Origin of the sequence: Sphaerisporangium rufum (assembly GCF_016863395.1) — a bacterium.
Taxonomy (GTDB): domain Bacteria; phylum Actinomycetota; class Actinomycetes; order Streptosporangiales; family Streptosporangiaceae; genus Sphaerisporangium; species Sphaerisporangium rufum.
This window is the reverse complement of record NZ_BOOU01000034.1, coordinates 53,334-66,071: the sequence shown is the minus strand read 5'-3', so window position 1 is coordinate 66,071 and position 12,738 is coordinate 53,334. Positions and strand designations below refer to the sequence as shown.

Genomic DNA, 12,738 nt, shown 5'->3' with positions numbered 1-12,738 from the left:
GATATTAGTGATGCTTTGTCGCTTACGTCCTTCCATATGGGGATATGTCCGGTGTGCTCCGCGATAATGAGAGGGTCGCCGCACAACCGCAAAAGGGGATAAGGATGAATCATCGTCTTCTCGCCCTGCCGATCGCCGCGGCCCTGTCGTTCGCGGTCGCCTATCAAGCCGGGGCCGGCGCGACCGACGGCACCGGCGCCGCGGTGCCCGCCGCGGCCCGCACCGAATCGCCCACTCCCATGCCCGCCTCCTCCCCGGTCGGCCCCGGCTGCGCCTCGCTGCCGCAGTCCGGGCCGGGCAGCCCCGCCCAGCTGGCGAACGAGCCGCTGACCGCCGCCGTCTCGCACATCCCCGACCTGTCCACGCTGGGCGAGGCCATCAAGAAGGCCGGCCTGGGCGACAAGATCGACGCCGCCAAGGACATCACCCTGTTCGCGCCGAACAACCAGGCGTTCGCCAAGGTGCCCAAGGACCAGCTCGACAAGCTCCTGCAGAACAAGGGCGACCTCACCCGGGTGCTCGCCTACCACGTCGTGCAGGGCCGCAAGGCCCCGGCCGACCTGGAGAAGGGCGACCTGACCACCCTGGAGGGCGGCAAGCTCACCGTCACCAAGTCCGACGACACCTACCAGGTCAAGGACGCCAAGGTGGTGTGCGGGAACATCCAGACCCGCGACGCCACCGTGTACATCATCGACGGCGTCCTCAAGCCCGGGCAGTGACGGGCGGCGGGCGCGCGCCGGCGGGCCTGGCCCGCCGGCGCCGTCACGCCGAGACCGGCGCGGCCGGGGCCGCCGGGGCGGCGAGCAGCCGGTCCAGCACCCGCACGCCGAACTCCAGGCCGGCCACCGGCACCCGCTCGTCCACGCCGTGGAACATGCCGAAATAGTCGAGGCCGGGATTCAGCATAAGCGGCGCGAAGCCGTACCCGCGGATGCCGATCCGGGCGAACGCCTTGGCGTCGGTGCCGCCGGTCATCACGTACGGCACCGGGCGCCCGGCCGGGTCCTCGGCGCGCAGCGCGTCGCACAGCTCGCCGAACAGCCCGCCGGCCGGAGCGGCGATGGCGTCGTCGAAGCTGACGAACTCCCGGGTGATCTTCGGGCCGAGGAGCCGGTCCACCGTCTGGAGGAACTCCTCGCGCAGCCCCGGCAGGAAGCGCCCGTCCACGTGCGCCTCCGCGGTGCCGGGGATCACGTTGACCTTGTAGCCCGCCGACAGCATCGTCGGATTGGCCGAGTTGCGGATCACCCCCTTGAACAGCGCGCCGGCCCGCCCCAGGCGCACCGCCTCCTCGTCCAGCCGGTCCAGGTCGATCGACGTGCCGAGCGCCCGGCCCAGCCCGTCGATCAGCGCGGCCACCCCCGGGGTGAGACGCACCGGCCAGCGGTGGCCGGCCAGCCGGGCCAGCGCCCGGCACAGCTCGGCCACCGGGTTGTCCACCGGCGGCTTGGAGCCGTGCCCGGGCACGCCGCGCGCGGTGACCTTCATCCACGCGGTGCCGCGCTCGCCCACCGCCACCGGGTAGACGCGCAGCTCGCCGCCCTCCGGCGCCGGGGCCGGCACGCTGAAGCCGCCCGACTCGCTGATGGCCTCGGTGCACCCCTCGAACAGCTCGCGGTGCCGGGTGACGGCGTACCCCGCGCCGTACTCGCCGGTGGCCTCCTCGTCGGCGAGGAACGCCAGCACCAGGTCACGCCGGGGACGCACCCCACGCCGCGCCCAGTCGCGCACCAGCGCCAGCGTCATCGCCAGCGAGCCCTTCATGTCCACCGCGCCGCGGCCGTGCACGCAGCCGTCCTCGACCTCCCCGGAGAACGGGTGCGTCCGCCATTCCGCCGGGTCGGCGGGCACCACGTCCAGGTGGCCGTGCACCAGCAGCGCCTCGGGGGAGTCCCCGGGGATCCGGGCCACCACGCTGGTGCGGCGCGGCGCCGACTCGAAGACCACCGGCTCCACGCCCGCCTCCGCCAGCAGCCCGGCGACGTGCTCGGCGGCCACCCGCTCGCCCGAGCCGCCGGGCGTCCCGTCGTTGGTCGTGTCGATCCTGAGCAGGTCCGAGCAGATGCCGGCGACCTCGGTCACGTAAGTCCTTTCCCAGTTCCGTTCAGCGTCAGCGCCGGCACCTCCGGGGTGGCGAACCCGAAGATCAGCCCGTAGAACGCGAGCTCGGCCTCCAGCGCCGCGACCATCGTCTCCTGCCTGCGCCACCCGTGCTGTTCCCCGGGAAAGGTCAAATACGCCCACGGCCTGCCGGCGCGGTCCAGCGCGGCGACGAACCGCTCGGCCTGCCCGGGGTCGACGATGACGTCCTCCAGGCCGTGCATTAGCAGCGCCGGCCCCGAGGCCCGGGCCGCGTGCAGGGTGGGGGAGCGGTCCAGGTAACGCCGCCGCGTCTCGGGCAGCGGCCCGATCAGGCCGTCCAGGTAGCGGGACTCGAAGTCGTGGGTCTCCCGGGCCCAGCCCTCCGGGTCGGTGATCGCGTAGTGCGCCACCGCGCCGCGGAAGGCGTCGCCGTGCACCAGGGCGGCCAGCGCGGTCCAGCCGCCGGCGCTGCCGCCGCGGATCGCGATCCGCGCCGGATCGGCCAGCCCGGCGGCGGCCAGGCCCCGGGCGACCGTCTCGCTGTCGCGCACGTCGACCACGCCCCACTCGTGGCGCAGCCGCTCGCGGTAGGCCCGGCCGTATCCGGTGGACCCGCCGTAATTGACCTCGGCCACCCCGATCCCGCGGCTGGTGAAGTAGGCGATCTCCAGGTCGAACACCATCGGGCTGGACCCGGTGGGACCGCCGTGCACGAACATGACGTACGGCGCGGGAACCCCCGGCGCGGCGCCGGCCGGCGGGTACACGTGCGCGTGCACCCCGTCGAAGACCATCGCCTCGGGCACCGGCAGCACCGCGGGGTCGGGCAGCGGCCGGGCGGGGGACAGCACCTCCTGCCGCCCGGAGGCCAGGTCGACGCGGACCACCTCGAACGGCCGCAGCGGTGACCCGCCGATCGCGGCCACGCTCCCGCCGTCCGGCGCGGCGCAGATGGTGGGCGCCCAGTAGGTGTAGGCGCCGCCCACGTCGGCCAGCGCACCGGTGGCCACGTCCAGCACGCCGAGCCGCTTGCCGCCGGCGGTGCCGTGCGGGGCGACCAGCCGGTCCCCGGCCACCGCGAACCAGGTCAGACCCGGTTTCCACGCCGCGCCGCCGAACTCCTGCGGCATCGGCGCCAGGTTGCGCGCCGGGCCGCCGTCCAGCGGGACCAGGTGCAGGTTCCACCAGCCGTCTGGGTCGGTCACCGCGTACAGGGCGTCCTCGTCGCGCCACTCGGCCTGGACCACCGCCTCCTGCGGCCCGCCCGCCACCACCCGGTACGGCCCGGCGGTGCCGTCGGCGCCGAGCGGGGCCACGCACAGCACCGTGCCGTCCCACGGCATGGCCGGGTGGTCCCAGCCGATCCAGGCGACCTGCCGGCCGCCGGGCGAGACGCGGGGGTTCATGACGAAGTGCTGGGCCCGGACGGCCACCCGCGCCGGGCCGCCGCCGAGCGGCACCGCGACCAGCTCGCGCACCTCGCCGGTCTCGCGCACGCACCACACCTGCTCGCCGTGCACGACCAGGTCGGCGTACCGGGCGGCCCCCGGCGGGGTGAGCGGCCGCGGCACCTCGTCGCCGGGGTCCACCCGGTAGAGCCGCTGGTCGGCCCACTCGGTGAACACCAGGCCGCCGCCGGGCAGCGGCCGCCAGGAGCGGCCCCCGTACTCCACGACCCGGTTGCGGGCGTTCCAGCCCGGCGGCAGCACGTCGGCCATGCTGCCGTCCGGGCGGCGCCGCACCACGCAGCGCCGGCCGCCCTCGGCCGGGCGCGGCTCGTCCCACCACACCTCGTCCCCGCCGGGGGTGGGCACGATCTCGACCCACAGCGGGCGGTCGTCCACCCGCGCGACATCGGCGGCAGTGATAGGAGAAGAGATCACCAGTTGCCCTCTGAAGGTGGTAGCGGAATGTCATGTGGGTGGATGACCTGGACGATTCCCCCGCTGCCCGTGCCGCGCAACCACACGTTCTCGAACGGGCGCCGCGGATACACCCTCTTGACCGTGCCGTCGGACGGTGCCGCCGGATCGTTGGCGATGACGTCGCCGCCGGCGGTGAACCCGATGAGCACCATCAGGTGCCCCCGGGTGGAGTACCCGGCCCCGGGCAGCTCGGGCTCGCGGAAGGACTGCGAGGTGATGACCGGCACCCCGGCCCGCACCAGGCGCTCGGCCTCGGCGAGCGAGCGCAGCCGGGTCACGAAGCCGGTGGTGCCGTACCGGCCGGCGTAGGCAACGGCGAACGGCCAGTTGCCGGTGCCCTGGTAGCTGTGGTCGTACATGTCGCGCGCCGCGTGGTCCACGGCCGGGCACGGGTCGGCCGGGTCGACGAACGACAGCTCGGCCGGTCCGGGCCCGCGCCCCCAGTACCGCAGCACCATCGCCACCGACGCCGGGCTGCACCAGGACTCGCCGCCGCCGTCCCACTCGGGGTGGTGGCCGGCGTGCACCTTCTGGGAGTAGGCCGGCACGTCCAGCTCGACCGCCCCCTTCCCAGGCGGGCCGGGCGGCACCACGGCCCCGGGGGGGATCGCCGACGCCATCACCCCGGCCGTGCGGACCCACGCCCCCTGCCCGTACAGCGTGATCCGCAGCCGGTAGGCGGTGACCGGGAGCGCCGCCACGAAGGTGTCCACCGCGACGTCGCCGTCCTGGTCGCCCTGGCCGGGCAGCGAGGTGCGGTGGATGTCCTCGCCGCCCTCGGCCCAGCGGCCCATGTCGTACCACTTGGTCAGCGCGCCGGTGACGGTCCGCGCCCGCAGCTCCACCCGCAGCCAGGTGCCCTTGGGGGCGGCCGCCGTCCAGGACGGCACCAGTTCGGTGGCCGGGAAGCCGATCTCGCGCTCCTCGGAGGTCCACCGGGTGTAGGGCCAGTCCGAGGCCCGGCCGCCGAACGGGTCGAGGTAGCCGGTGGTCCCGGTCTCGGTGGGGACGACGCGGGTCCACCGGTGGAACGCCACGCGGGCGGCGGGAGCGGCCCGGTTCGGGCCGGCGGGCGACGGGGTGACCACCCTGCCGATTCTGGGCAGGGCCGCCGGGCGGCGCATCGGATGGTTTACGTATCCGTGATCCTCCGGCCACCGGACCGGGCCGCCGGAGGATCACCGCACGTCAGCGCACCTTTGACATCACAGGTACAGGCCGGGGGCCCGCTCGGCCGGCGCCGGGACGGCCCGCCCGGCGCGCAGCGCGTACAGCTCGGCCAGCGTGGCGCCGGCCGCGCCGACCCCGTCGGCCGAGCCGAGCCAGGCGGCCGCCTCGGCCGGGGTGAGCGGGCCCGCCTCCACCTGGGCCAGGCAGCGGCCCGGGCGCACGACCGCCGGGTGCAGCCGGCCGAGCGACTCGTTGGTGGTGACCGCGACCAGCACGTCCCGGCCCTGGCCGAGCAGCCCGTCGGTGAGGTTCAGCAGCCGGGACAGGCCCTGGCCGGTGGCCTCCTTGGCCTCCGCGCGGATCAGCTCGTCGCAGTCCTCCAGCACCAGCAGCCGCCAGCGGGCGTCGTCCTGGTCGCCGTCGTGGCCGACGGCGACCTCCATCAGGTAGCCCGGTCCGGCGAACAGCCGCTCGGGGTCGAGCACGCAGTCGACCTGGCACCAGGACGACCACTCCTTGGCCAGCGCCCGCAGCGCGGTGGTCTTGCCGGTGCCCGGCGGCCCGTGCAGCAGGATCAGCCGCCCGGCGACCTCGGGCGGGGTCAGCGCCATCAGCCGCTCCAGCGGGCCGCGGGCGGCACCGGAGTAGTTGTCCCGGATGTCGGGCCAGCGCGGCGCGGTGATCGGACGCTCGGTGCGCCGCGGGCCGTGCTCGCCCATCCACCAGAAGCCCATGTCGACGTGCCCGGCGTCGGCGGGCGGCGGCTCGACGGCGTCCCGGGTGGCCTCCTCCAGCACCCGCCGGGCCAGCTCGTCGCTGGTGGCGGTGACGGTGAGCAGGGCGGTGCGGTTGCGGAACCGGACCGCGCGCAGCGTCCAGCCGTCCCCGCGGGACAGGCGGGACTCGCGGCCGTCGTCCTCGACGGCGGATCGGGCCAGGCAGGCGGCGGCGGGCATCAGCGGGGCGTCGGGGCGCACCCTCTCCAGGTTGGCCGAGCGGGCCCACGGCTGGCTCCCGGTGGCGAACGGGGACAGCGCGAGCGCGTCGATGACGTCGACCGGCGAGTCGCCGTCGTCGAGCCACACCTTCATCGGCAGGGCTTCGGCGGCAGGGAAACGAACCTCCTCCACAACGGACATATATTCATGATTGACGCCCATTGCCAGCGGCGTCCAAGGTTTTTCCCACTTCGGCCGGGACTTTCACCGGTCAGCCGGGGTGAGCGGCGGCCGGTGACCGCTCCTGGCCACAAATCCGCCATCTGATGATGTGACAGTCGTTAGGGTCGTCCATGCGGATTCGCTCTACTCCGAAGGTTGATGATGCGGTTTGGGAACCGTAGTGGGGGACAGTGGTCCGCAGTCGGAATGTCCGTTCCCCGCAGGAGAAATCCGTGGCCATCGATCTGGTATCGCGTAAACAGTGGGGCGCCCGCGCCCCGCGCGGCTCCTATTCGGCGCTCGCCTCCACCAAGGGCGTCAAGGTCCACTACACCGGCGGCCGGGTCGACCCGGCGATCGTGCAGGACCACGCGAAATGCGTCGCCATGGTCAGGACCATCCAGGGCCATCACATGGACGGAAACGGCTGGCTGGACATCGGTTACAGCATGGTCGCCTGCCCGCACCGCAAGGTGTTCGTCGGGCGCGGCCCGCGCCACCTGCCGGCCGCCAACGGCCCGGGCCTCAACTCCGGCCACTACGCCGTCCTCGGCCTGGTCGGCAACTCCGGCCTGGTCAAGCCGCCGGACGGCATGCTGCACGGCATCCTGGACGCCATCGAGTACCTGCGGCGCGAGGGCGGCGCCGGCAAGGAGATCAAGGGACACCGGGACGGCTACGCCACCGACTGCCCGGGTGCCGCGCTTTACGCCTGGGTCAAGAAGGGCGCGCCCCGCCCCGGCGGCACGCCCCCGCCGCAGACCGAGCCGTCCGACCACCCCGAGTTCCCCGGCCGGCTGCTGAAGTACCCGCCGGTCATGCACGGCGACGACGTGCGCACCTGGCAGGCCCAGATGGACAAGCGCGGCTTCACCATCGACGTGGACGGCGCCTACGGGCCGGCGTCGCGGGACGTGTGCGTGCGGTTCCAGCGCCAGCAGCACCTGGACGACGACGGCATCGTGGGCCGGCGGACCTGGGACGCCGCCTTCGAGGCGCCGATCCCCTGATGAGGGCCGCCGGGTCGCCTGATCGGGCGGACCCGGTGCCCGGTGGCCCCCGGCCACCGCCCTACCGGGTCCCCGCCGTCCGGCGGCGCGCGGGCCGCCACCCCCGGCGTGCCCTCGGCCGGGCGCAGCGCCTACGATCCGGGACATGACCGTGCAGCCCAAGGAGCAGCCAGAGCAGCCCGCGGACCTGCGGACGGCCGGCGACTTCCCGCCGGGCACCCGGGAGGAATGGCGGCGGCTGGCCGCCGCCGTGCTGCGCCGCTCCGGCGCCCCGGCGGCCGCCGCGGACGCCCCGCCCGAGGAGGCGCTGGCCGTCACCACCTACGACGGCGTGCGCGTCGCCCCGCTCTACGACGCCGGCGACCTGCCGGGCGACCCGGGCCTGCCGGGCTTCGCGCCCTACCTGCGCGGCACCCGGCCGGCCGGTGGCGTCCCCACCGGCTGGGACGTGCGCCAGCGCCACGCCCACCCCGACCCGGCGGCGGCCGGCGAGGCCGTGCTCGCCGACCTCACCGGGGGCGCCACCTCGCTGTGGCTGGTGCTCGGCGACGGCGGCCTGGACCCGGCCGCGCTGCCCCGCGCGCTCGGCGAGGTGCACCTGGACCTGGCCCCGGTCATCCTCGACGCCGGCGCGCGCACCGAGGAGGCGGCCCGCGGCTACCTGCGGCTGCTCGCCGAGCGCGGCACCGCCCCGGCCGCCGGCGGCAATCTGGGCGCCGACCCGCTGGGCCTGCGGGCGCGCACCGGCGCCGCCCCGCCGCCCGCCGAGATGGCCGCCGAGGTGGCCGGCCAGGTGGGCGCCGCCGCCCGGCTCGCCGCCGAGGCCCCCGGCCTGCGCGCGGTCACCGTCGACGCGACCCCCTACCACGACGCGGGCGGCTCCGACGCCGAGGAGCTCGGCTGCTCGCTGGCCACCGGTGTCGCCTACCTGCGCGCGCTGGCCGACGCCGGCCTGCCGGCCGCCGAGGCGTTCGGGCAGCTGGAGTTCCGGTACGCCGCCACCGCCGACCAGTTCCTCACCATCGCCAAGCTCCGCGCGGCGCGCCTGCTGTGGGCCCGGGTCGCCGAGGCCTGCGGCGAACCGGCGCACGGCGCCCAGGTCCAGCACGCGGTGACCTCCTCGGCGATGATGACCGCCCGCGACCCGTGGGTGAACATGCTGCGCACCACGCTGGCCTGCTTCGGCGCCGGCGCCGGCGGCGCGGACGCCGTCACCGTGCAGCCGTTCGACGCCCGCCTGGGCCTGCCGGACGCCTTCGCCCGGCGCATCGCCCGCAACACCCACGCCCTGCTCGTCGACGAGGCCGGGCTGGCCCGGGTCGTCGACCCGGCGGGCGGCTCCTGGTACGCCGAGCGGCTGACCGCCGAGCTGGCCGGCCGGGCCTGGGACTGGTTCCAGGAGATCGAGCGGGCCGGCGGCATGGCCGCCGCGCTGGAGGCGCTGGTCCCCGAGCGGCTCGCCGCCACCTGGGGCCGCCGCCGGGCCGACATCGCCCGCCGCCGCGCCCCGATCACCGGCGTCAGCGAGTTCCCCGACCCGGCCGAGCGCCGCCCCGCCCGCCGGCCGGCGCCCGAGCCGCCCGGCGGCGGCCTGCCCCGGGTGCACTACGCGCAGGACTTCGAGGCGCTGCGCGACCGCGCCGACCGCGCCGCCGCGGCGGGGGAGCGCCCCCGGGTGTTCCTGGCCACCATCGGCCCGGCCGCCGCCTACACCGCGCGCGGCACGTTCGCCGCCAACCTCTTCCAGGCCGGCGGGATCGCCACGGTGACCGCCGGCCCGGGCACCGACCCGGCGGCGATCGCCGAGGCGTTCCGCGGCAGCGGCACGACGGTCGCCTGCCTGTGCTCCACCGACGAGCTCTACGCCGAGCACGCCGCCCCGGTCGCCGCCGCGCTGCGCGGGGCGGGCGCCCGGCGGATCTGGCTGGCCGGCCGGGGCGACCACCCGGGCGTGGACGCCGCACTGTACGCCGGCTGCGACGCGCCCGAGGTGCTGCGCGCCACGTTCGACGACCTGGAGGTGGGCCCGTGATCCCCGACTTCACGACGATCCCGCTGATCCCGCCGACCCCGCCGACCCCGCCGGACGCCGGCCGCCCGGCGGCCGGCCCCGGCCGCTGGGCCCGCGCGGTGCAGGAGCAGACCGGCCACACCCCGGACGAGCTGGTCTGGGACACCCCGGAGAACATCCCGGTCAAGCCGCTCTACACCGCCGACGACCTTTCCGGGCTGGACTTCCTGTCCGGCTACCCGGGCATGGCGCCGTTCGTGCGCGGCCCCTACCCGACGATGTACGCCACCCGGCCGTGGACGATCCGCCAGTACGCCGGCTTCTCCACCGCCGAGGAGTCCAACGCCTTCTACCGGCGCAACCTCGCCGCCGGGCAGAAGGGGCTGTCGGTCGCCTTCGACCTGGCCACCCACCGTGGCTACGACTCCGACCACCCGAGGGTGGCCGGCGACGTCGGCATGGCCGGGGTGGCGATCGACTCCATCGACGACATGCGCCGGCTGTTCGACGGCATCCCGCTGGACGAGATGAGCGTGTCGATGACGATGAACGGCGCGGTGCTGCCGGTGCTCGCCCTGTACATCGTGGCCGCCGAGGAGCAGGGCGTGCCGCCGGAGCGGCTCAGCGGGACCATCCAGAACGACATCCTCAAGGAGTTCATGGTCCGCAACACCTACATCTACCCGCCCGGGCCGTCGATGCGCATCATCTCCGACATCTTCGCCTACACCTCGCGGCACATGCCCCGGTTCAACTCCATCTCCATCTCCGGCTACCACATCCAGGAGGCCGGGGCCACCTGTGACCTGGAGCTGGCCTACACCCTGGCCGACGGCGTGGAGTACCTGCGGGCCGGTGTCGCGGCCGGCCTGGACGTCGACGCCTTCGCGCCGCGGCTGTCGTTCTTCTGGTGCGTCGGCATGAACTTCTTCATGGAGGTCGCCAAGCTGCGCGCCGCCCGGTTGCTGTGGGCCGGGCTGGTCAAGGGGTTCGGCGCGCGCGACCCGAAGTCGCTGTCGCTGCGCACCCACTGCCAGACCTCCGGCTGGTCGCTGACCGCCCAGGACGTCTACAACAACGTGGTGCGCACCTGCGTCGAGGCGATGGCCGCCACCCAGGGCCACACCCAGTCGCTGCACACCAACGCGCTGGACGAGGCGCTCGCCCTGCCCACCGACTTCTCCGCGCGCATCGCCCGCAACACCCAGCTGCTGCTGCAGCAGGAGTCCGGCACCTGCCGGGTCATCGACCCGTGGGGCGGCAGCGCCTACGTCGAGCGGCTGACCTACGAGCTGGCCCGGCGCGCCCAGGGGCACATCCAGGAGGTCGAGCGGGCCGGTGGCATGGCGCGGGCCATCGACGACGGCCTGCCCAAGCTGCGCATCGAGGAGGCCGCCGCCCGCACCCAGGCCCGCATCGACTCCGGCCGGCAGCCGGTGATCGGTGTCAACAAGTACCGCGTGGGGTCCGACGAGGACATCGAGGTGCTCAAGGTGGACAACTCCGCGGTGCGCGCCCAGCAGGTCGAGCGGCTGGCCCGGCTGCGCGCCGGCCGCGACCAGCACGCCTGCCGCGCCGCGCTCGCCGCGCTCACCCGCGGCGCCGCCTCCGGGGCCAACCTGCTGGAGCTGGCGGTGGACGCCGCCCGGGCCCGGGCCACCGTGGGAGAGATCTCCGACGCCCTGGAGGAGGTCTTCGGCCGGCACGCCGGCCGGGTCCGTACGATCACGGGGGTGTACCGAGACGAGGCGGGCGACTCCGCCGGCATCGAGCGGGTCCGGGCGGCCTGCGCCGCGTTCGAGCGCGCGGAGGGCCGCCGGCCGCGCATCCTGGTCGCCAAGGTCGGCCAGGACGGCCACGACCGCGGGCAGAAGGTGATCGCCACCGCCTTCGCCGACCTCGGCTTCGACGTGGACGTGGGCCCGCTGTTCCAGACCCCGGCCGAGGTGGCCCGGCAGGCGGTCGAGGCCGACGTGCACGTCGTCGGGGTGTCCTCGCTGGCCGCCGGGCACCTGGCGCTGGTGCCCGAGCTGCGCGACCGGCTGGCCGGGCTGGGCCGCGACGACATCATGATCGTGGTGGGCGGGGTGGTGCCGCCCGGCGACTTCGCCGCGCTGCGCGAGGCGGGCGCCGCCGCCATCTTCCCGCCCGGCACGGTGATCGCCGACGCCGCGCTGGACCTGCTGCGCGACCTGTCCGCCCGGCTGGGCCATGCCGGCGCTTGAGGAGTACGCCGAAGGCGTGCGGGCGGGCTCGCCGCGCTGGGTCGCGCGGGCGATCACGCTGGTGGAGTCGACCCGGCCCGACCACCAGGAGCTGGCGCAGCGGCTGCTGGTCGAGCTGACCCCGCTGGCCGGCAAGGCCCGGCGGGTCGGTGTCACCGGGGTGCCCGGGGTGGGCAAGTCGACGTTCATCGACGCGCTCGGGGTCCGGCTGACCGGCGAGGGCCACCGGGTCGCGGTGCTCGCCGTCGACCCCTCCTCCACCCGCACCGGCGGCAGCATCCTGGGGGACAAGACCCGGATGGCCCGGCTGTCGGCCGACCCGGCCGCCTACATCCGGCCCTCGCCCACCTCCGGCACCCTCGGCGGGGTGGCCAAGGCGACCCGCGAGGCCATGGTCGTGGTCGAGGCGGCCGGGTTCGATGTCGTGCTGGTGGAGACGGTCGGCGTCGGCCAGTCCGAGACCGCCGTCGCCGAGATGGTGGACACCTTCCTGCTGCTCAGCCTGGCCCGCACCGGCGACCAGCTGCAGGGGATGAAGAAGGGCGTGCTGGAGCTGGCCGACGTGATCGCGGTCAACAAGGCGGACGGCCCGCACGAGGCCGACGCCCGCAAGGCCGCCCGCGAGCTGGCCGGCGCGCTGCGGCTGCTCGGACCGGGCGCCGGCGGCTGGACCCCGCCGGTGGTCACCTGCAGCGGGCAGGAGGGCACCGGGCTGGCCGAGCTGTGGGGGCACGTGGTCCGCCACCACGACACGCTGGCCGCCACCGGGGAGCTCGCCGCGCGGCGCCGCCGCCAGCAGGTCGGCTGGACCCGCGCCCTGGTGCGCGACCGGCTGCTGGCCCGGCTCGCCGCCGACCCGCAGGTGGCCGAGGTCGCCGCCGCCGCCGAGCGCGAGGTGCTGGAGGGCACGCTGACCCCCGCGCTGGCCGCCGACCGCGTCCTGGCCGCCTTCGCCCGCGTGACCGCCGGGCCCAGCCGGGCGGCGGGGTCCTGACCCGGCCGATCCGCAAGGATCCGCAGGTCGCGGGCGGGGCGCCCGGGCCGGGTTGTCCCCGGGCGGAGACCGCTGCACCGGAGTGGAAGGAACCTCCGCCCGGCGTACCCGCCCCCGGCGGCCCCCCCGGCGCGCCGGTGTGACGATTGCCGCACACC

At 75.5% G+C, this 12,738-nt stretch carries 9 protein-coding genes; 5 read left to right on the top strand and 4 right to left on the bottom strand.

The features are described from left to right. The first annotated feature begins 104 nt into the window (after positions 1-104). Positions 105-722: a fasciclin domain-containing protein gene (locus Sru01_RS11600; protein WP_203984166.1), complete on the top strand. Its 618-nt coding sequence runs from the start codon at positions 105-107 to the stop codon at positions 720-722. Positions 723-765: 43 nt separating this feature from the next. On the opposite strand, the gene Sru01_RS35525 is transcribed toward Sru01_RS11600, so the two are convergent. From Sru01_RS35525 to Sru01_RS11585, 4 genes are all read right to left on the bottom strand, one after another. Further along, a complete protein-coding gene (locus tag Sru01_RS35525) occupies positions 766-2,085 on the bottom strand; it encodes a M20/M25/M40 family metallo-hydrolase (RefSeq protein WP_239137312.1) in 1,320 nt (439 codons plus the stop codon). Continuing rightward, on the bottom strand, positions 2,082-3,968 hold the full coding sequence (locus Sru01_RS35520; protein WP_239137310.1) for a S9 family peptidase: 1,887 nt from the start codon (positions 3,966-3,968) through the stop codon (positions 2,082-2,084). Before Sru01_RS35520 ends, Sru01_RS35525 begins: the two co-directional genes overlap by 4 nt. Further along, positions 3,965-5,098: a C39 family peptidase gene (locus Sru01_RS36185; RefSeq protein ID WP_275412154.1), complete on the bottom strand. Its 1,134-nt coding sequence runs from the start codon at positions 5,096-5,098 to the stop codon at positions 3,965-3,967. The genes Sru01_RS35520 and Sru01_RS36185 overlap by 4 nt, the downstream gene beginning before the upstream one ends. Before the next feature lie 117 nt (positions 5,099-5,215). After that, on the bottom strand, positions 5,216-6,319 hold the full coding sequence (locus Sru01_RS11585; protein ID WP_239137308.1) for a DUF5925 domain-containing protein: 1,104 nt from the start codon (positions 6,317-6,319) through the stop codon (positions 5,216-5,218). A 254-nt stretch (positions 6,320-6,573) separates the two neighbouring features. On the opposite strand from Sru01_RS11585, the gene Sru01_RS11580 reads away from it, so the two are divergent. The 4 genes from Sru01_RS11580 (at position 6,574) to meaB (ending at position 12,580) form a co-directional block, all read left to right on the top strand. Next, the gene (locus tag Sru01_RS11580; RefSeq protein WP_203984162.1) at positions 6,574-7,350 is read left to right on the top strand and encodes a peptidoglycan recognition protein family protein; all 777 of its coding nucleotides are present in this window, start codon (positions 6,574-6,576) and stop codon (positions 7,348-7,350) included. A 145-nt stretch (positions 7,351-7,495) separates the two neighbouring features. Beyond that, positions 7,496-9,382, top strand: a complete 1,887-nt coding sequence (locus Sru01_RS11575) for a methylmalonyl-CoA mutase subunit beta (protein ID WP_203984160.1) — start codon at positions 7,496-7,498, stop codon at positions 9,380-9,382. Continuing rightward, a complete protein-coding gene (gene scpA / locus Sru01_RS11570) occupies positions 9,379-11,586 on the top strand; it encodes a methylmalonyl-CoA mutase (RefSeq protein ID WP_239137306.1) in 2,208 nt (735 codons plus the stop codon). The genes Sru01_RS11575 and scpA overlap by 4 nt, the downstream gene beginning before the upstream one ends. Further along, a complete protein-coding gene (gene meaB / locus Sru01_RS11565; RefSeq protein ID WP_203984158.1) occupies positions 11,573-12,580 on the top strand; it encodes a methylmalonyl Co-A mutase-associated GTPase MeaB in 1,008 nt (335 codons plus the stop codon). The genes scpA and meaB overlap by 14 nt, the downstream gene beginning before the upstream one ends. Positions 12,581-12,738 lie beyond the last annotated feature (158 nt).